Origin of the sequence: Streptomyces incanus (assembly GCF_042656345.1) — a bacterium.
GTDB classification, from domain to species: Bacteria; Actinomycetota; Actinomycetes; order Streptomycetales; family Streptomycetaceae; genus Streptomyces; species Streptomyces incanus.
In genome coordinates this window covers 76,019-94,304 of the sequence record NZ_JBHSPC010000101.1, presented here as the reverse complement: position 1 = coordinate 94,304, position 18,286 = coordinate 76,019, and the positions used below count along the sequence as shown (strand labels likewise).

The 18,286-nt window shown below is 71.8% G+C and carries 19 protein-coding genes and 3 pseudogenes; 9 read left to right on the top strand and 13 right to left on the bottom strand.

The window, feature by feature from the left end; all coding sequences use genetic code 11:
* Positions 1–25 precede the first annotated feature (25 nt).
* Entirely contained in the window at positions 26–916 is an 891-nt protein-coding gene (locus tag ACFP2V_RS30030) for an oxygenase MpaB family protein (RefSeq protein WP_381218440.1), read from the bottom strand.
* Positions 917–921: 5 nt separating this feature from the next.
* Positions 922–1,791: an oxygenase MpaB family protein gene (locus ACFP2V_RS30025; protein ID WP_381218439.1), complete on the bottom strand. Its 870-nt coding sequence runs from the start codon at positions 1,789–1,791 to the stop codon at positions 922–924.
* 272 nt (positions 1,792–2,063) lie between these two features.
* Between ACFP2V_RS30025 and ACFP2V_RS30020 the strand changes: the two genes are divergently transcribed.
* A complete protein-coding gene (locus ACFP2V_RS30020; RefSeq protein WP_381218438.1) occupies positions 2,064–2,495 on the top strand; it encodes a DUF6230 family protein in 432 nt (143 codons plus the stop codon).
* On the opposite strand, the gene ACFP2V_RS30015 is transcribed toward ACFP2V_RS30020, so the two are convergent.
* Entirely contained in the window at positions 2,468–3,094 is a 627-nt protein-coding gene (locus tag ACFP2V_RS30015; protein WP_381218472.1) for a TetR/AcrR family transcriptional regulator, read from the bottom strand. The two genes, ACFP2V_RS30020 and ACFP2V_RS30015, sit on opposite strands and share 28 nt — an antisense overlap.
* Positions 3,095–3,154: 60 nt before the next feature.
* On the opposite strand from ACFP2V_RS30015, the pseudogene ACFP2V_RS30010 reads away from it, so the two are divergent.
* Positions 3,155–4,223: pseudogene (locus ACFP2V_RS30010) on the top strand (acyl-CoA dehydrogenase family protein).
* 111 nt (positions 4,224–4,334) lie between these two features.
* On the opposite strand, the pseudogene ACFP2V_RS30005 reads toward ACFP2V_RS30010, so the two are convergent.
* A pseudogene (locus tag ACFP2V_RS30005) lies at positions 4,335–4,538 on the bottom strand (long-chain fatty acid--CoA ligase); the annotation flags it as partial.
* A gap of 662 nt (positions 4,539–5,200) precedes the next feature.
* On the opposite strand from ACFP2V_RS30005, the gene ACFP2V_RS30000 reads away from it, so the two are divergent.
* Both ACFP2V_RS30000 and ACFP2V_RS29995 read left to right on the top strand, forming a co-directional pair.
* Positions 5,201–5,671: an Hsp20/alpha crystallin family protein gene (locus ACFP2V_RS30000; RefSeq protein ID WP_381218437.1), complete on the top strand. Its 471-nt coding sequence runs from the start codon at positions 5,201–5,203 to the stop codon at positions 5,669–5,671.
* Between the two features lie 91 nt (positions 5,672–5,762).
* Positions 5,763–6,665, top strand: a complete 903-nt coding sequence (locus tag ACFP2V_RS29995) for a DUF1918 domain-containing protein (protein ID WP_381218436.1) — start codon at positions 5,763–5,765, stop codon at positions 6,663–6,665.
* A 192-nt stretch (positions 6,666–6,857) separates the two neighbouring features.
* On the opposite strand, the gene ACFP2V_RS29990 is transcribed toward ACFP2V_RS29995, so the two are convergent.
* The 5 genes and pseudogenes from ACFP2V_RS29990 to ACFP2V_RS29970 form a co-directional block, all read right to left on the bottom strand.
* A complete protein-coding gene (locus tag ACFP2V_RS29990; protein ID WP_381218471.1) occupies positions 6,858–7,478 on the bottom strand; it encodes a hypothetical protein in 621 nt (206 codons plus the stop codon).
* A 181-nt stretch (positions 7,479–7,659) separates the two neighbouring features.
* Complete coding sequence (locus ACFP2V_RS29985) at positions 7,660–8,100, bottom strand: pyridoxamine 5'-phosphate oxidase family protein (RefSeq protein WP_381218435.1); 441 nt, start codon at positions 8,098–8,100, stop codon at positions 7,660–7,662.
* Between the two features lie 222 nt (positions 8,101–8,322).
* A pseudogene (locus ACFP2V_RS29980) lies at positions 8,323–8,520 on the bottom strand (GNAT family N-acetyltransferase); the annotation flags it as partial.
* Positions 8,521–8,983: 463 nt separating this feature from the next.
* Complete coding sequence (locus tag ACFP2V_RS29975; protein WP_381218434.1) at positions 8,984–10,546, bottom strand: MDR family MFS transporter; 1,563 nt, start codon at positions 10,544–10,546, stop codon at positions 8,984–8,986.
* Positions 10,547–10,636: 90 nt separating this feature from the next.
* Entirely contained in the window at positions 10,637–11,347 is a 711-nt protein-coding gene (locus ACFP2V_RS29970; RefSeq protein ID WP_381218470.1) for a TetR/AcrR family transcriptional regulator, read from the bottom strand.
* A gap of 121 nt (positions 11,348–11,468) precedes the next feature.
* On the opposite strand from ACFP2V_RS29970, the gene ACFP2V_RS29965 reads away from it, so the two are divergent.
* The gene (locus tag ACFP2V_RS29965; protein WP_381218433.1) at positions 11,469–11,657 is read left to right on the top strand and encodes an Lrp/AsnC ligand binding domain-containing protein; all 189 of its coding nucleotides are present in this window, start codon (positions 11,469–11,471) and stop codon (positions 11,655–11,657) included.
* 60 nt (positions 11,658–11,717) lie between these two features.
* On the opposite strand, the gene ACFP2V_RS29960 is transcribed toward ACFP2V_RS29965, so the two are convergent.
* The 4 genes from ACFP2V_RS29960 to ACFP2V_RS29945 form a co-directional block, all read right to left on the bottom strand.
* Positions 11,718–12,353, bottom strand: a complete 636-nt coding sequence (locus ACFP2V_RS29960) for an Rv1733c family protein (RefSeq protein ID WP_381218432.1) — start codon at positions 12,351–12,353, stop codon at positions 11,718–11,720.
* Positions 12,354–12,392: 39 nt separating this feature from the next.
* Positions 12,393–12,608 carry a hypothetical protein gene (locus tag ACFP2V_RS29955; RefSeq protein WP_381218431.1) on the bottom strand — a complete coding sequence of 72 codons (216 nt, stop codon included), beginning with the start codon at positions 12,606–12,608 and terminating at the stop codon, positions 12,393–12,395.
* Positions 12,609–12,699: 91 nt separating this feature from the next.
* Positions 12,700–13,071, bottom strand: a complete 372-nt coding sequence (locus ACFP2V_RS29950; RefSeq protein ID WP_381218430.1) for a TraR/DksA family transcriptional regulator — start codon at positions 13,069–13,071, stop codon at positions 12,700–12,702.
* 66 nt (positions 13,072–13,137) lie between these two features.
* On the bottom strand, positions 13,138–13,464 hold the full coding sequence (locus tag ACFP2V_RS29945) for a TraR/DksA family transcriptional regulator (protein WP_381218429.1): 327 nt from the start codon (positions 13,462–13,464) through the stop codon (positions 13,138–13,140).
* A 282-nt stretch (positions 13,465–13,746) separates the two neighbouring features.
* On the opposite strand from ACFP2V_RS29945, the gene ACFP2V_RS29940 reads away from it, so the two are divergent.
* From ACFP2V_RS29940 to secD, 4 genes are all read left to right on the top strand, one after another.
* Positions 13,747–14,700 (top strand): HAMP domain-containing sensor histidine kinase, encoded by a 954-nt coding sequence (locus ACFP2V_RS29940; protein ID WP_381218469.1) that lies wholly within the window; start codon positions 13,747–13,749, stop codon positions 14,698–14,700.
* Entirely contained in the window at positions 14,697–15,362 is a 666-nt protein-coding gene (locus tag ACFP2V_RS29935) for a response regulator (RefSeq protein ID WP_381218428.1), read from the top strand. Before ACFP2V_RS29940 ends, ACFP2V_RS29935 begins: the two co-directional genes overlap by 4 nt.
* On the top strand, positions 15,359–15,841 hold the full coding sequence (locus ACFP2V_RS29930; protein ID WP_381218427.1) for a hypothetical protein: 483 nt from the start codon (positions 15,359–15,361) through the stop codon (positions 15,839–15,841). The genes ACFP2V_RS29935 and ACFP2V_RS29930 overlap by 4 nt, the downstream gene beginning before the upstream one ends.
* Before the next feature lie 66 nt (positions 15,842–15,907).
* Positions 15,908–18,247 carry a protein translocase subunit SecD gene (gene secD, locus ACFP2V_RS29925; protein ID WP_381218426.1) on the top strand — a complete coding sequence of 780 codons (2,340 nt, stop codon included), beginning with the start codon at positions 15,908–15,910 and terminating at the stop codon, positions 18,245–18,247.
* The last annotated feature ends 39 nt before the right edge of the window (positions 18,248–18,286 follow it).

Sequence of the window (18,286 nt, the reverse complement as noted above, 5' to 3'; positions counted from 1 at the left end):
GTGGGGCGCCGTACCGGCACCGGGGTCACGTCCGGGCGGCGCGGCGGGCGGCGCGGGCCTTGGGCAGGTAGCGCAGACGCTCGGGCAGCAGCGGGACCACCGTGCGGACGACGGTGCCCAGTCGGCGCAGTCTGCGTTCGTCCCGTGCCGTCCACACCAGGCCGAGGTGCTCGCGGACGGCCGGCGGGAGCAGGCCGGTCGTGACGAAGACGTGCAGCCGCGCCAGGGGCGGGCGCAGCACCGGCCAGATCCGGCGCAGCAACGCGCCCGCGCCGTCCGGCGGGCGGATCGGCCGCCGCGGGTCGAGCAGTTCCGCCACGACGGGCGTCTTCTCCAGTTCCTCCCGGACCATCGTGTCGAAGTACGGCCAGAACTCCTCCGGGGTGCGCGGCATGTCGCGCTGCTTGATGCCGAGGATGGCGCCGAGGTGGAGGAGTTCGTCGTAGAGGCGGCGTTCGTCCCGCTCGTCGAACGGGTGGGACAGGTACTGCGCCGCTCTCAGGAAGATCGGGTAGGCGGTGGCGTGCACCCAGGCGTAGTAGGCGGGGGTGAGTGCGTGGTAGGGGCGACCGCGGGTGTCGGTGCCGCTGATGGTCCTGTGCAGTCGGCGGAGCCTGCGGCCCTCCTCGAGAGCCTGTTCGCCGCCGTAGACCCACAGTTGCAGGGAGTCCAGTGAGCGTTCGGCCCGGCCCCAGGGGTCGGTGCGGAACACGGAGTGCTCGTCGACCCCCGCACCGACCGCCGGGTGGGCGACCTGGAGCACCAGGGCGGCGGGCAGGGAGAGCAGGAGCCGGACGTCACCGGCGATGTCCCAGAGGAGGGAACCGGGTGCGAACGGAACGGGCTCGGAGCGGGGGTCCGGGCCGGGTGCGGGGCCCGCGTCCGGACCGGCCGCGTGTGCGGAGCCGTTGTCCATGGCCGTCACCACGCTCCGAGGGGCCGCCGGGCGGCGGGGTCGGTGCCCGGCCGGTGGGTGGCCCAGTAGGCGATGGCCAGGGAGACGGTGATCCTGAGCGGCGGGGGTACGAGTGCCATCAGGAAGCGCACCCGTCGTGCGAAGCGCCGCAGGGCGCGTTCCTGCCGCCCGCTCCAGCTCAGGTGCAGCCGTTCCCGCAGTTCGGGGGGCAGGGTGCCGACGGTGACCAGCAGGGCGTAGTGCGCGGCGACCCGGGCGAACGGCCACCAGAGCAGGCCGGGGAGCCGGCGGAACGGCTTGGCGGGGCGGGCGAGTTCGTCCAGGACGTCCTGGACCGACCGGTTGTGTTCCAGGCGCTGGGCCACCATCCCGTCGTAGTACTCGACGAAGGACGGCCAGTCCGGCGGCAGGTGATGGTCCTTCAGGCCCCATACGCGGCCGACGTCCCGCATCCCGCGGTAGTACTCCTCCAGTTCCTTCTTCGTCATGCCCTTGCCGAACAGGCGCTGGGCGTCCACGGGACCCTTGACGAGGGTCGCGTGGACCCAGTGGTAGGCCTCGGGGTTCAGTGCGTGGTAGCGGCGGCCCGCCGAGTCGGTGCCCTTCATCGGGGTGTGCACCCGTATGAGACGGCGCGCCTCGGCGGTGGCGGCCTCCTGCCCTCCGTAGACGACCGTGGTGAGCGAGAGGAGCGTACGGATCAGGCGGGGCCAGGGTTCGGCGCGGAAGGTGCTGTGGTCCGCGACGCCGGCTCCGACCACCGGGTGCGACACCTGCAGCAACAGCAGCTGGGGTGCCATCAGCGTGGAGCGGGCGTCGCCGAAGTAGCGCCAGACCGCTCCGCCCCTGCGTGGCGCCCGAATGCGTGACGTCACGTCACTTGATTTTGATTGCAGGCGAGTCGGGGTGTCGGACGTGTGCGGCATGCCACTCATGAGACCTCCGGTCCTCCGTCGCGTCCGGAGTGTTGACGCACCCGGTGAAACAAGTCAATGGTTTTTGTATCTTCGACTCTCTCACGGTCCGGCCGGCACGTCATCCCGCACCATCACTCCAACGTGAAGGAACTCCCCTGAGGGACGGAGAGGCACGCAACGGCGGCCTCCCCACCGGGGAAGGCCGCACCCGCTGGAAGCGCAGCGCCGTCGTGTTCGCCCCCTGCGCCCTGGCCGCGGGAGCCCTGGGCATCGCCCTCGCCCAGGGCGCGATCGCCGCCTCCTTCGCGGTGTCCGGCACCGCGTTCAAGGTGCACGCCGAGGAGGTCACCACGGACGGCCTGCCCTCGTTCCCGTCCTCCATCGGCTACGGCGGCGGCGCCAAGCCTGTTCCGCCGGTCGCCGTCAAGGACGGCGCGATCTCCGGCGTGTGCGTCTCGCTGAAACAGAAGGTGCCGGCGGTCGGAGAGATCTCGGTGCCGGTCCGCTCCGGCTCGGACAAACCGCTCAAGGGCGGCAACCCCATCGCGAACGCCGACGCGCTCATCGGTGGCGGCGGGAAGGTCACCGGGGTCCAGGCCGGCCGCGACGCCTCCACCCTGTCCCGCAACCCCCGTCAGGCGTCGAGCAGCGGCGTGAGGTAGCGCCGGGCGAAGGCGCGGGCCTGCTCCTCGTCGCCCAGTTCGATGCAGCCGGCCGGATTGAGGAGGAAGGAGACGGCGACACGCACCATCAGCTCCGCCACCGGCCGCAGGTCGGAATCCGAGCGGCCCTCGGTGTGCCGGGCCCGCCGCAGACGGGACGTCAGGTAATCGGTGGTGACGGCGAGGGAGGGACCACCCTGGACGGTCAGGTAGGGCAGGACCACCTCGGGCTCGAGCCGCAGCAGCCCCCCGAGGAGCGGGTGGGCCCTGGTGTGACGCAGGGCGACCACGAAACCCTCGACGACCCTGTCCTGCATGGTCGGCAACGGAGCGACCGCGTCGTCCAGTTCCCGGAAGAAGCGGCTGGCCTCGCGCAGCAGGCACGCCTCGACCAGTCCGTCCTTGTTCCGGAAACGGCGGTACACCGTCACCCGCGAGACGCCGGCCCGTTTGGCGACGTCGTCCACCGAGGAGCGACGCAGGCCGAAGGTCATGAACTGCTCCAGGGCGGCGTCGAGGATCTGCCGCGCCAGCCTTTCCTCCGTCTCCGGCCGCGCGAGGGCACGGGTGATCAAGGAGTCGTTCGCAGAAGTCTTCATGGTGTCTTTCACGGTACCGGCCCACCTCCGGTGAGCGACATTGAAACGTATTCCATACAGATGTATCCCAACGATGTATCCCACCGCGTTCAAAGGCCCCTCAGGAGAAGTCTTCTCACCGCACAGCAGTCGGACTTCGCCGCCTCCATCCGTGACTTCGCCCAGCGCGAGTGCGGGACACGGGAGCAGCGCGCCGCACTGACGCGGACGGCCGGGAGCCGCACAACCTCAAGATCTACGGCATGCTCGCCGAACCCGGCCGGCTCGGGGTCTGTCTGCCCGAGGAGTGCGGCGGCGCGGGCGGCGGCCTCGGCGACGCCTGCGTGTTCCTCGAGGTGACCTCCTACGGGAGGGTGCCCGCAGGGGGTTTCGTCACCACCGCCATCACCGCCAAGGCGTAGGAACGGTTCGGCTCCGAACGGCAGGCGGACGGCAACTGGCTGATCGACGGTCAGAAGGCCTGGATCTCCGACGCCCACCTCGCCGACAGCATGCTGCTGGTGGCCCGGACGGGCGGTGGCAAGCACAAGGGACTCACCATGTTCCACGTGCCGGCAAGCACGCCGGGTGTCGAGATCCGCGGCATCGAGACCGTGGGCGGCAAGGAGGTCAACGATGTCTTCCTCACCGGCGTACGGCTGCCCGCCGACGCGCTGGTCGGGGAAGTCGACGGAGGATGGGAGCAGTTGACGGCCGGGCTGAACCACGAGCGGCTGTTCCTGGCCGCCACCATGCCGGGCCTGGCACGCAGGGCCTTCGACGACGCGGTCGCCCACATCGGTGAACGCGAGCAGTTCGGCCGTCCCGCCGGGAGCTTCCAGGCGCTGCGGCACCGCGTCGCCGATCTCGCCACGGAGATCGAGTGCACGCGGCCGCTGGTGCGCGAGGTGGCGTCGGACTGTGACGCCGAGCCCGACCGGCTCTTTCCCGGGATGCCTCGATGACCAAGCTCAAGGCCCCCGAGACGGCCAAGCGGGTCGTCCTGCAGTGCCTGCAGATGATGGGCGGCACGGCTACGCCACCGGGTACGGGACGGAGCGCCGTCCGCGGTCCACCGTGATCTCCACCGTCCTACGGCGACACCAGCGAGATCCAGCGCGGCATCATCGGCAGGAGCTACGGGCTGTAGGCGTCGCTGAGGGCCGTACGGCGATGACCGCCCCACCGGTTCGGGCAGGGCTGCCATCGGTGTGCGGGGCGGGTCTCGGTGCGCGAGGCGGATGGAGCGACGCCGCCGTCGGTCGGCGTAGAGCTCCGTCAGTTCGGTGGCGTACCGGTCGCGGAGGACGCGGCGGCGCGTCTTCAGCGACGGCGTCGGCTCACCGGTCACCGGCTCCCACTCCCCGGCCGGCAGCCTGTACCGCTTGACCTGTTCGGTCCGGTTGAGCCGGTTGTCGGCCGCGGCGACCGCACGGTCGGCCTCCTCGAGCACGACGGGGCGGGCGGGCGGCCAGGGCCGCGAGGCCGTCGCCGGTGTCGATGCCGCGGCCGAGCCGAGCGTCACGTGCTCCTCGGTCTCGGCACGGCCGGCCGCCCCGGCGCGGTGGACGGGCCCGAAGGAATCTCCTCCCGCCGCCGGGCGGCCCCGCCGAGGCCGCGGACGAACCCGAAGAGCCGCCGCCGAGGGGGACAGGCGCGACCCGCGAGGCACAGGGCGCGCGCACGCCGCGCCGCGCGGCGCCGAAGGAACGGCGCCGAGTGGCCTTCGGCGCCGTTCCGCGCCCGGTCGGCCCGTGCCGCCCGGGCGGTCCCGCGGACCCTGGGATCAGGGGTTCCGGCGGGAGCCGTCATGGCCGACGACTCGCCGACGACTCCTGGCCGACGACTCCTGCGTGGCGGTCCGGCCGGGCAAAAACCGCTCGTGATCGTCACCGGATTCCGAAGGGAACGGTTCCATGAACTCGCACACCATGCCCTCGGCGGCATCTTCCGTGGTGGCACGGCCGGCCGCTCCGCCCGACCACGGTCCTCGGCACATCGCTGAAGCGGCCGCGACAGCCTTGTGGGTGTCCCGCGCCCACCGGGGTACCCGGCTCCGGAGCGACGAATCCGTCCTCCGTCGACGACGGGTGGCGCTGCCGTCGCAGAAGCCGAGGAGGAGGACCCATGTCGCATCCAGCACGCCGCAGCAGGGGCTCGTTCTCCGGGTGGGACGTCCTCCGGGAGCTCGATGACCTCCGCTCCCGGATGGAGCACCTCGCGCACTCCACCTTCCCCTTTCCCGGCGACGACTTCTCCGAGGCCGGCACGGCCGGTGCGTGGACGCCGCCGGCCGACGTCGAGGACACCGGGGACGCCCATGTGGTGGAGCTGGAGCTCGCCGGCGTGGACAAGGACCAGATCGATGTCGAGGTCAGCGACGGCGAACTCGCCGTCCACGGCGAGATCGAGGAGCGGGAACGCACGGGCATGCTCCGGCGGCACACCCGTCACGTCGGACGGTTCCACTACCGCACGACGCTGCCGCCCGACGCCGACATCGAGCACATCAGTGCGGAGCTGGCCAACGGAGTCCTCACGGTGCGTGTCCCGAAGACCGGGAAGGCCACGCCGCGCCGCATCGAGATCACCGGCTGAACCGAGGGCGGGGCCGGCCGTCAGCGAGCGGCCGGCGGTCCCGCCCCGTCATTCCTTCCACACCCCGAGCATCCGAGCAAAGGCAGCGATCATGCAAGCTCACCTCGGCGATCAACTCGTCATCGAAAGCCCGGCGACCGGCGCCACCCGGCGCGACGGCGAGATCATCGGACTCCACCACAAGGACGGGACGCCCCCGTACGACGTGCGCTGGTCGGACACGCAGGTGGTGACGCTCGTGTTTCCCGGGCCCGACGCGCACATCCTGCATCCGGGGCACGAACCCGAAACCGCCCGGGAGCCCTCCCGTCCACCGGGCGCGGCCGGGGCGGGCGCCGATTCCTGCGCGCACCACACCAGCGACCTAGGCCGGCGGGTGGCCACCGAACGCGAGCGGCAGGGTATGACCCGGGCCGAGACGGCCCGCCGCGCCAGGATGGCGCCGGCGTATCTCGCGTACCTCGAGGAACAGCAGGCCGACCCGAGCCTGGCGACGCTCATCAACCTGGCCGGGGCGCTGAACACCACGGTCCAGGCCCTGCGCGGCGGTGGCACCGAGATGCCTCCGGGTCAGGGTGTCGCGCTCGCGCACCCCCGGCTCCTGGACCTCGGCCCCGAGGAATGCCGCATCCTGCTGTCCACCCACGGTGTGGGGCGCGTCGCGGTGTCGACCCCGGACGGCCCGGCGGTCGTCCCGGTGAACTACGAGGTCGTCGATGACGTGATCGCCTTCCGGACCGCTCCCGACTCCGTGCCCGGGGCGGCCGTAGGATCGGACACCGCCTTCGAGGTCGACCACGTGGACGAGGCCATGAGCCAGGGCTGGAGCGTGCTCGCCGTCGGCCCCGCGCGGCTGGTCACGGACCCCGACGACGTGCAGCGGCTGACCGAACACTCCCACACCGCTCCGTGGGCCGGGGGCGAACGCGAGATGTGGGTGTCGATCCGGCCCACGAGCCTGACGGGGCGCCGCATCAGTCCGGCCGACTCCTGAGCGGCGCCTTTGCACAGCTCATGCTCCGCCGCTCGGGGCGGCGAGCCCGGGACGGCGAGCCGCCTGATCCCCGAACCGCGCCACAGGATCCGGCGAAGGGAGGTCCCGGCACCGGGGCGCCCCCGCCGATGAGCGGAGGTGTCCCGGTGCGTGGAGCGTGCGGCCGTCGGAGGTCAGGCGACCCCGCAGCCGTCAGAGGAGCCAACGGTTGCGGCTGACGAAGGGGAGCCGTGCCCAGACCCTGCCCAGGCCCCAGGTGACGCCGGCGCCCGCGGCGGCGAGGGCGATCAGGACGACGGCGTAGATCAGGTGGTAGTCGACGAACGGGTTCGTCGACATGCTCGGCGATCCGTCCGACAGGTGCTGGGCCGGCGGCCATTCCGCGACCCACATCAGCGCCATCATGAGGGTGCCGCCGACCGCGGCGAGCCGCAGGCCGATGCCCGCGATCAGGGCAGCGCCGATGCCGAGCAGGCCGAGCATGAACAGCCAGTCGGCCCACGCCGCCCCGGCCCAGTCATGGAAGGCGGACTCCATCGGTCCGACGGCAACCCCGCTGAGGAACCCCTGGGTCGGCGAGCCGCCGTCGGTCCATGCCTTGCCGGAGGGGGTGGCGTAGCCGAGGCCGAACGTCTTGTCCAGGAACGCCCACAGGAAGACGAAGCCCGTCAGGATCCGGAGCCCGGCGAAGACGTACGCGCGGGTCGCGGTGTCCGCCGCCGCCGACTCGGCGGGCACGGGAGCCGTCCCGGCCCGGCGCAGGGACGGGACGCCTAATCCCGGACGCCGTGGGGAGTTGTCGTGAACCGCCATGATGCTCATCCCTCCAGGGGTGTGCGACGCGCAGTAGGTGAACGACTCTCGTTACACCTTCAATATCTCGCGTCACAGGCCCCACCGGAAGGGCTGCACGGCCCGGTCTCCGGGTCGAACGGCCCTTTTTCCGGGACCAGTTGGAAGAGCCTGGAAGAGGTCGGACCAGCTCAAAAAAGGTTCAGGCGGTGGGGGCCACTCCGTACAGGGCGCGTCCAGTGACGAGTTCACGCCCGGTGACCGGCCCGGACTCGATGCGGACGAGGACCGCCCGTGCCGCGGGCGCCCGGGAGACCGGGCCGGTGCGGGCCAGGCACTCGTGCTCGGCCGGGTCGGTCACCACCGTGGCCGGGCCCGTGACGACCGCGCTCCAGCCGGCCTGCCGGGCCGCGTCGCCGTCGTCGGCCCCGAAGGCGACCACCGCGCCGTCGATCGCGCGAACCGGTTCCGCGGCCTCGGCAGCACACAGCAAGACCGAACCGCCGCCGTCCAGACCGAAGTCGACCGGCAGCACGGCGGGCAGGGCCCGACGCGTGCAGAGGATGCGGCCGACAGGCACCGTGCCCCTCAGCCGCATACACTCCTGCCGCCCGATTCCGCAAAAGCCGTCACTGGGGTGCACCGGCCCACATCACCCCGGCGACCCATCCCTTCGCGACCTCCTCGAGGCACCCGCCGACGGTGACGTGCCCCCCGGCCTCCGGCGCGGCCACGGCCTTCCTCACGCCGGGCACGGGCTCGATGTCCCGCTCCGAGGCCGAGGCGTCGAGCGGGCCGCCGCTGAACAGCCACGGCCGGCGTCCGGCGGACAGCCCTCCGCCGACCACGAGGCGCCGTACGACGCCACGCCGCCGAGCGGGGCCGTGAACTCCTCGTCGGGGTGGCGGGCGAGTTCGGCATGGGCCTCCTCGCCGTAGCGCGTCGCGTACTCGTCGCCGAGTTCGCGCAGCAGGGGGTCGACCCGCGGATCGGACACGGCCACGTGGACGACCGTCGACTCGCTGGAGGACGGCGGCGGGGGCGGTGGTGCGACGGCCGTCACCCGGGATGACCTTTCGTCGAATGCTCCGGCGCGGCCGGGCCCGGGGCACCTCACGGCCGCCCCGGAGCATCCTCGGTACGGCGCAGGGGCATGGGCCCCGGGTGGAGTCGGGCGGCGGCATGCGGGCCGGATCTCGCGGGTCGTCCGTACGCGGGCCCGGCGCGCGCCGAGCGCGTGGGTACGGCCGTGCGGCGAAGGAGAACTCGGCCCGCGAGGGGCCGCCGGGGGAGGGAAGGGCCGGCCGGACGGCCCGTTGCCGCGTCAGGCGCGACACACCGCGGGCCCCACCCGACCGAAGTCGATGGGGTCACGGGTGACGAGACGCTGCCCGGAATTCATGCGACCGGTTGAGCCGGACGACTCGCTTCTCGTCCACAGCGCCCGGCCCGCTGCATACACGTGCGGAGGCCCTCCGGGCACCTCCCCGGAAGACCTCCTAACGCTCCAAAGGGCGTTGTTCGCCTCAGCCGACGCCGACCGGCGACGCCGTCGTACCGGCGGACTCCGCGGACTCCGCGGTGAGCCGTTCCATGCCGCTGGTGTCCTTCAGCGGCTTCTCCTTGATGAACAGCACGGCGATCACGGCGAGGGCCGCGACGGGCGTGGCCACGAGGAAGAGGTCCGCGGTGGCGACGCCGTAGGCGTGCTCCACGATCTCCCGCATCGGCTCGGGCAGCGTCGTCATGTCGGGCACCCCGCCCCCGCCGGACCCGTTCGAGCCGGCCGGGATGCCCGCTTGCGTCAGGCCCTTGGTCATCTCGGTGGCGACCCGGTTGGCGAGGATGGCCCCAAGCACACTGGTGCCGATGGTGCCACCCATGCTCCGGAAGAAGGACAGCACCGAGGTGGCGGCGCCCAGCTCGGTCGCCGGGACGTCGTTCTGCGCGGCCAGGACCAGGTTCTGCATCAGCATGCCGACGCCGACGCCCATGACGGCCATGTAGACGCTGAGCAGGGCGAAGGGGGTGTCCGTGTCGATGGTGGACAGCAGTCCGAGGCCCGCGGTCATGATGATGGAGCCCGCGACCAGATACACCTTCCACCGGCCGGTGGCAGTGATGATCTGCCCGGCGACGGTCGACGAGACGAGCAGACCGAGGATCATGGGCAGGCTCATCAGACCCGCGACGGTCGGGGACTTGCCCAGGGAGATCTGGAAGTACTGCGAGAGGAAGACGGTGCCGCCGAACATGGCCACACCGACGAGGAGACTCGCGACCGTGGTGAGCGTCACCGTGCGGTTGCGGAAGATGCCGAGGGGGATGATCGGCTCCGGCACACGCGCCTCGACGAGGACCGCGGCGATCAGCAGCAGCACTCCCCCGCCGGTCAGAGCGGCGGTCTGCCACGAGATCCAGTCGAACTCGCGGCCGGCGAACGAGACCCAGATCAGCAGGGTGCAGACACCCGCGACGATCAGGAAGGCGCCCAGGAAGTCGATCTTCGCCTCGCGGCGGACGGTGGGCAGCTTCAGAGTGCGCTGCAGCAGCGCGATGGCGAGCAGCGCGAACGGCACACCGATGAAGAAGCACCAGCGCCAGCCGAGCCAGGGCGTGTCCACCAGAACGCCGCCGATGAGCGGTCCGGCCACGGTGCCGACCGCGAAGACGGCTCCGAAGATGCCGGCGTACTTGCCCAGCCTGCGCGGCGGGATGATGGCCGCCATCACGATCTGTGCCAGAGCCGTGAGTCCACCCGCGCCGACGCCCTGCACCACACGGCTGAAGATCAGCAGTCCCACGTCCTGGGAGAAGCCCGCGAGCAGCGAGCCGACGACGAACAGGGACAGGGAAAACTGGAGCAGCAGCTTCTGGTTGAACAGGTCCGACAGCTTGCCCCACAGGGGCACCGTCGCCGTCATCGCCAGCAGTTCGGCCGTGATGACCCAGGTGTAGGAGGACTGGCTGGCCTCCAGGTCGGCGATGATGCGCGGGAGCGCGTTGGCGACCACGGTGCCGGCCAGAATGGCGACGAACATGCCGGCCATCAGCCCCGACATGGCCTGGAGTATCTGCCGGTTGGTCATGGAGGTGGGTGGCGCCTCTGCGGGCGCCGATGATGAGGTCACTTCAGCTCTTTCACAAACGTTCGAAGGTCGGGTGCGAAACGGATCCGCTCAGGCTTCGTCCACCGGCGCGACCGGCGCGCCCGGTTCCGCGAGTCCGGCGGCCAGGTGGTCGAACACCGTCCGGAAGACGGCCTCGAAGGTGGACTCGTCCTGTCGCACGCACCAGTACTCCACGGCGACGCGGACCGCCGTGGTGCCCACTGCGGCCAGCAGTCTCGGATACAGCCCCAGGGCCTGCCTCCGCAGCTGCCCCTCGGCCGTTTCGAAGGGGGGACGGTCCCCGGTGAACAGCGGCGAACCGGCGCCGATGCGCTCCGCGAGCGTCTCGGCCAGGCTGAACTCGTCCTCGATGTGGGCGCCGACACTGCGCGCGAGCAGGTGCGGTGACCTGCGCAGCACTTCGGAGTACAGCCGCCACAGCTCGTGCTGCTGTTCCACCTCTCCCAGTTCCGCGGCCAGCGCGTCGCGCAGCGCCACCAGCGGGGAGACGTCGGCGGGCGCGGCGAGCACCGCCTGCCGGACGCGCACGCTCGACTCCGCGCCCACCATCACGAACGCCTCGTCACGGGAGTCGAAGTAGTTGAAGAACGTGCGGGGCGATACACCGACCGCCTCGCTGATCGCGTCGACGGTGACGTTCTCCGCGCCGTGCTCCGCCGCCAGCCGCACCGCGGCCGCCACCAGAGCAGCGCGGGTCTCCCGCTTCTTGCGGCCCCGAAGCCCACCCTCTGCGGGGTCCCTGTTAAGCACGTCGTGCAGGATACGCAAATATGCAGAGCCTGCAAAAACACATCCGGCCTCGCTCCGGCCCTCTGCCTCTCCCTGCGTTCCTGTGACCGCCTCGGGGATACGGGGTGAGGCAGCCGCCCGTGGCGGTGAAGTGCTCCGTGGCGGGGAGTGCGTCGCCGTCACAGGGCGGACGAACCTCGTCGTCTCGGCCCCGTGCCGCAGCACCGAGGAGCTCTACACGTTCCTCAGCGAGGGGGTCGGCGCGCTGCCCGGCGTCCGCACGGCGGAGACCGTCCTCACGCTCCGCCGGGTCGGGACCCTCACCTCCGAGCACGGGTGACACCGGGGCCGGAGGCGCGTACGGGGTTCCGTGAGCTCCCTGCCGGCCGCGTGCGACGGTTCATCCGGGTGTCGTCCAGCGGGGGGCCGTCTCGGCCCAGGCCCTCTCCCATGCGGCGAGGTTGCGGCGGCGCACGGCGTGGCGGGTCACGGCGTGGGCGGCGGCGCCGGTGAGGGCGATTCCGACGGCGGCGAGGAGGGCACAGCCCATGCTGCGGCTGCGGACCTCTTCACGCGTCAGCGGCGGCTCACTCGCCTCGCCGTCGGCGGTGACCCAGATGCGCACCGGGGTGCCGGCCGACAGACCCGGTGGGACCTCGGCCCGGGTGGTGGCGGTGCGCCCGTCGGGGGTGGTGAAACGGACCTCGGCCGGGTAACGGGCGAGCTTCGCCTCGTCGGATCCGGGCTCCGGATGGCGCGGGACGTCCTCGGTGAGGGTCGCGCTCGTCTCGTGCCGGGTCAGGGTCTGGTGGCGGGCCGCGTCCGCGTAGTGGCGGTGGGCGAGATCCGCGACGACGGCGCCGGCCACCGGCGCCACGGCCAGTACGGCGAGCAGCAGCCCGAGGCCGAGCCGGGCCTGGAGACGGTCGGTGGGGCGGCGCAGGGGGTTGGACCGCCAGTGCCACGGCCGGGTGCCCGGGGGCGGGCCGAGACGGGGTCCCGGGGGCGGCTGTGCGGGAGGAATGGTCCCCGCCACGTCGTAACTCCTTCGGGGTGGGTCGTGTCGGGGCGCGGGTCACGTACGCGAGTCACCGGCGCCCGGCGGAATGTGCCGGGCGCCGGTGACGGGGCCCTTCGCGCGCGACACCCCCTCGGTGAGGTGCGCACCGTGGTGCCCCACCGGGAGCGGTCCGGTGGGGTGGATGTCCGCGGCGAGGGCGGCCACCGCCCGCGCGCCCGGGACGGTGGATGCAGCGCGCGGGCGGAGGAATTCGGCGGCCGGGCGGGTCACCCGCGTACGTGCCCCGCACACGGGCTGTCCGCCCGCACGCGCCTCGTACGCATGTGCTCCGTCCGGTCCGGCGGCCGGTGGTGTGCCGGGGTCACCGCGCGGCCTCCCGCACCTGCTGGCAGCGGGCGCAGTAGCGGGCCTGCGGAACGATCAGCAGCCGGTCGCGCTCGACGCGGCCGCGGCACAGGTGGCAGACGCCGTAGCCCCCGGTGTCCATGCGGGTGAGCGCCGCCTCCACGTCGGCGAGCACCATCCGGGCGGACGCGGCGAGCCTTACCTGGACCTCGAGCTGGCCGGCGACCGGCGGTCCGCCCGGGTCCCCCGGATGCGGCCCCGCATCGACGGCGAACTGGCGCAGCTGGTCCCGGCGGAACACCTGTTGCTCACACAGGTTCGCACGCAGCAGGGCGAGGTCCTCGGATGTGAGGACCTCGTCGTGCTCGTCGATCGTCTGGTGGGTCACCACTGCACCCCCTTTGGGCGGAGCGGGAGAGGAACACGGACGGGGCGGGGCCGGCGACGGGTACGGTCAGGCCGCGCGGCTCTGGCACGAGACGCAGTACCGGGTGTGCGGGAGGATCTCCAGCCGCTCCGCCGGAACGGGCTTGGAACAGCCCAGGCAGGTGCCGTAGCTGCCGTCCTCGACACGGGCGAAGGCCTCGTCGATCTCCTTGAGGACGCGCTTGATGGCGTCCCGCTGGTTGACCAGCAGGTGGTCGTCGGGGCTCTGTCCGGTGTCGTCGAGGGCCTTGAGTTGTGCCACCCGTGTGGTGCGCGCGTGTTCGAGGCGCTGCCGGATCTGGTCCACGGCGGGGTGGTCGGTGCGCGATTCGGTCAGGGGCAGGTCGAGCGACACGGAAGTCTCCTCGGGTGGCAGATGGGCGATTCATCACCATCGCCGTTTCCCCGCCCGGAACCCATCGGGCGCGATACCCATCTCCGCCGGGTCCGAGGACCCACCCAGGAAGGCATGGGCCCGCCGGCCGGGCGAAAATGGGTCACGGAGCCCATCGACCGGAGGACGTCGGCTCGTGCACTCTTTCAGTTTCACTGTTCGCCGGGATCAGGGACCGCTGCCGCATCGGGTGTCGCGGTGCCCGACAGTAGAGGCAGACGAAAGAGGAAAGGCGTGACCTCCGTGTCCCTGTACTGGCGGATCTTCGGACTCAACGCGGTGGTGCTGGGTGCGGCCACCTCGTTGCTGCTGTGGGCTCCGGTAACCGTGTCCGTGCCGGTGCTGCTGACCGAGGCGGTGATCCTCGTGGGCGGCATGAGTGTGATGCTCGTCGCCAACGCGGCCCTGCTGCGGATCGGGCTCGCCCCGCTGGGCCGGGTGACCCGGCTGATGACCACCGTCGACCTGCTGCGGCCCGGTCAGCGGCTTCCGGTGCGCGGCGGCGGGGAGGTCGCCGAGCTGGTCAGCACGTTCAACGCCATGCTGGAGCGGCTGGAGAAGGAGCGCGCCGCGAGCAGCGCCCGCGCCCTGCTCGCCCAGGAGGCGGAGCGGCGCCGGATCGCCGCCGAACTCCACGACGAGGTCGGGCAGAGCATGACCGCCATCCTGCTGGCCCTGAAGCGGGTCGCCGACGAGTCGCCCGCTCCGCTGCGCGGCGAGATCCAGCAGGTGCAGGAGATCACCCGGGAGAGTCTGGACGAGGTCCGCCGGCTGGTGCGCCGACTGCGTCCGGGCGTACTGGACGATCTCGGTCTGATCAGTGCGGTCACCTCGCTCGCCACCGAGTTCGCCACGCACACCGGGCTGCGGGTGCATCGCCGTTTCGGCGCCGATCTGCCCACTCTGGACAACGGTACGGAGCTGGTGATCTACCGTGTGGCGCAGGAGAGTCTGACCAATGTCGCCCGGCATGCCGAGGCGCGTTCCGCGACGGTGAGCCTGTACCGGGACGACGACCGTGTCGTCCTCGAGGTGACCGACGACGGCCGTGGCATCGGCGCCGCCCACGAGGGGGCCGGCCTGCGCGGCATGCGTGAACGGGCCCTGCTCATCGGGGCCACACTGGACGTCACTCCCGTTACCCGGACCGGTACCCGGATCCGGCTGGCCGTGCCCGCCGTCAGGAAGCAGTCATGAATCACCAGACCCCACCCGCCACGATCCGGATCCTGCTCGCCGACGACCATGCCCTGGTGCGCCGCGGCGTCCGGCTGATCCTCGACCGGGAGCCGGACCTGGAGGTCGTGGCCGAGGCCGGTGACGGTGCGGAGGCGGTCTCCATGGCCCGCACCCAGGAGATCGACCTGGCGGTGCTGGACATCGCCATGCCCCGGATGACCGGTCTGCAGGCCGCCCGTGAGCTGTCCGCGCTGAAGCCGGGCCTGCGCATCCTGATGCTGACGATGCACGACAACGAGCAGTACCTGTTCCAGGCGCTCAAGGCCGGGGCCGGCGGGTACGTGCTGAAGTCGGTCGCCGACCGCGATCTGGTCGCCGCCTGCCGGGCCGCGATGCGGGACGAGCCGTTCCTGTACCCGGGGGCGGTCACCGCCCTGATCCGCAACTACCTCGACCGGGTCCAGCACGGCGAGGAGGCACCCCAGCTGCTGACCCCGCGCGAGGAGGAGGTGCTCAAGCTGGTCGCCGAAGGACACTCGTCGAAGGAGATCGCCGAGATGCTCTTCATCAGCATCAAGACGGTGCAGCGGCACCGCGAGAACCTGCTGAGCAAGCTGGGGCTGCGGGATCGCCTGGATCTGACCCGTTACGCCATCCGCGCGGGGCTCGTCGAGCCTTGACCACCGCCCTGCCGGGACACGCTTCCCGCACCGCCCGCCTTCCGCTCCCCGCCGTCGCGGTCCTGGCCGCCCTGGCCGCCGTACTCCTGACTCTGGGGTTCGGCCCCACCGACGACCCGTGGACCGTCCCCGGGGCGCAGTCACCCGGCTACGACGCCCCTGCGGCGCCCGGTGCCCCTGCGTCCGACGGGCCGGGGCCGTCCGTTCCGGACCCCCCCGCCGCGCCCGGGACCCACTCGTCCGACGTCCGTCCGCACACCGACGACGGCTGCACCGCCCGTATCGTCCCCCTGAGGCCGCAGCGCGATGCCGGGGAGCGCACGGTGCCGGCGGGCCATCTGCTCTTCACTCCCGCGCACACCCCCCGCGTACCTCCGCGGCCGGCCCGGCCCGCCCCGGCGGCCGGGCACACGTCACCCGCCGCCGCCCACATGCCGTCGGACCTCGGCCGGGCGCCTCCCGGAGCCTCCAGCACATGAGAGCCCCCTCCCTCTTCCTCTCCGCCGCGCCCCAGACCGGCCGCGGCGTGACTGCTGGAGTCATCTGTGAAAAGTTCCGCCCGTATCCGGGCGTTGTTCGCACTTGCCGTGATCGTCATGTCCATCTACATCGCCGTGACGGTACCCATCCGCCTGGGACTCGACCTGCGCGGCGGTACCCAGATCGTGCTGGAGACCCGTTCCACCGAAACCGTCGAGGCCGACGGCGAGTCGACGGACCGCACGCTCGAGGTGCTGCGCGGCCGGATCGACGCGCTCGGTGTCGCCGAGCCCACCATCGTCCGCTCCGGAGACAACAGGATCATCGTCGAGCTGCCCGGCGTGCAGGACCCGCGGAAGGCCGCCGAGGTGCTGGGCCGTACCGCGCAGCTCACCGTCCACCCGGTGCTCGGCCCCGGTATCGAATCAGACCCCGACAAGGCGCTGCCGAAGGGCGAACGCGTGCTGGCCGACGAGGCCGGGGAGCGGCTCCACCTGGCCCCCGCCGCGCTCACCGGCCAGGACGTGAAGGGCGCCGAGGCCACCTTCGACCAGCAGAGCGGCGCCGGCTGGCTCGTCAGCGTGGACTTCGCGGACGACAAGGGCTGGTCGAAACTGACCGGCGAGGCGGCCTGCAACCCCGCGGGCGATCACAAGCGCCGGGTCGCGATCGTGCTGGACAACAAGATCATCTCGTCGCCGCAGGTCGACCCGTCCGTGGCCTGTGGGGCCGGTATCACCGGCGGGTCCACCCAGATCACCGGGTCCTTCACCAGTGACGATTCCAAGGAGCTCGCCCTGCTCATCAGCGGCGGTGCTCTTCCGGTGCCGGTCGAGACGGTCGAGCAGCGGACCGTGGGCCCGACGCTGGGCGCCGAGGCCATCGAGTCGAGCGCCTGGGCCGCCGCCCTGGGCACCGCCCTCACCGCGCTGTTCATCATCGTCGTCTACCGGCTGATGGGTTTCCTGGCCATCGCGGCCCTGGCCTGCTACGGCGTGATCTCCTACGCCGCCCTCGCGGGCCTCGGCGCGACCCTGACCCTGCCGGGTCTGGCCGGTTTCGTCCTGGCGATCGGTATGGCCGTCGACGCCAACGTGCTGGTCTTCGAACGAGCGCGCGAGGAGTACGGCAAACGCAACCGGCCCAGCAGCCGCTCGGCCCTGACCGCCGGCTTCAAGGGCGCCTTCAGCGCGATCGCCGACTCCAACATCACCACGCTCATCGCGGCGGGGCTGCTGTTCCTGCTCGCCTCCGGTCCGGTGAAGGGCTTCGGCGTCACCCTGGCCATCGGTGTCCTCGCCTCCATGATCAGCGCACTGGTGATCACGCGGGTGCTGGCCGAGTTCGCCGTGGAGCGCCGCTGGGTGCACCGCCGTCCCAAGCTCACCGGCCTGGCCTCCATCGGGCGGGTCCGTGAGTACCTCACCCGTCGCGACCCGCAGCTGATGCGCCGCCCGCGCCGCTGGCTGGCGGTGTCCCTCGTCGTGCTGATCGTCACCGGCGCCGGCATCGTGGTGCGCGGGCTGAACTTCGGTGTCGAGTTCACCGGCGGCCGGCTGATCGAGTACTCGACCACCAAGACCGTCGATCCGGACCAGGCCCGCACGGCCCTGGCCGACGTCGGCTTCCCGCAGGCCGTCGTGCAGTCCTCCGGGGACAACGGGCTGACGGTGCGCACCGATGAGCTGAGCAACGCCGAGGCGGTCAAGGTCGCCGAGGCCATCGACGAGGTCGGCGGCGGGGCGGAGAAGGTCCGCGACGAGCTGATCGGCCCGAGCCTCGGCGACGAACTGCGCCGCAACGCGCTGATCGCGCTCGGCCTGGCCCTCGGCGCCCAGCTCCTGTACCTCGCCTTCCGGTTCCGCTGGATGTTCGGTACGGCGGCGGTCAGCACCCTGGCCCACGACGTGGTGATCCTCACCGGCATCTTCGCGTGGCTGGGCAAGCCGATCGACGGGGTCTTCCTGGCCGCACTGCTCACCGTGGTCGGTTACTCGGTGAACGACTCCGTCGTGGTCTTCGACCGCGTCCGGGAACTGTGGCAGAAGGATCCCAAGGCGCCCCTGGCCCAGTCCACCAACCTGGCGGTCCTGCAGACGGTGCCCCGTACGGTGAACACCGGTATCGGTGTGATCTTCATCCTGGCCTCGCTGGCTCTGCTGGGCGGTGACTCGCTGACCGACTTCGCACTCGCCCTGCTGATCGGCATGCTGGTGGGCACGTACTCGTCGGTCCTGACCGCGTCGCCGCTCGCCATCGAGCTCGACGCGTACGCGAGCGGCGGCCGTGGTCGCGGCCGTGGCCGGGGTCGTGGCCGGAGCCGGGGCCGGAGCGATTCCGGGCGCGGGAAGTCCGGCGCCGGGGAGAGCTCGAGCCTGGCGAAGGCCACCAGCCAGGGAACCTGACGCCGAGCGGCTCCTTTGCGGGGAGCCGCCGTGCGCACG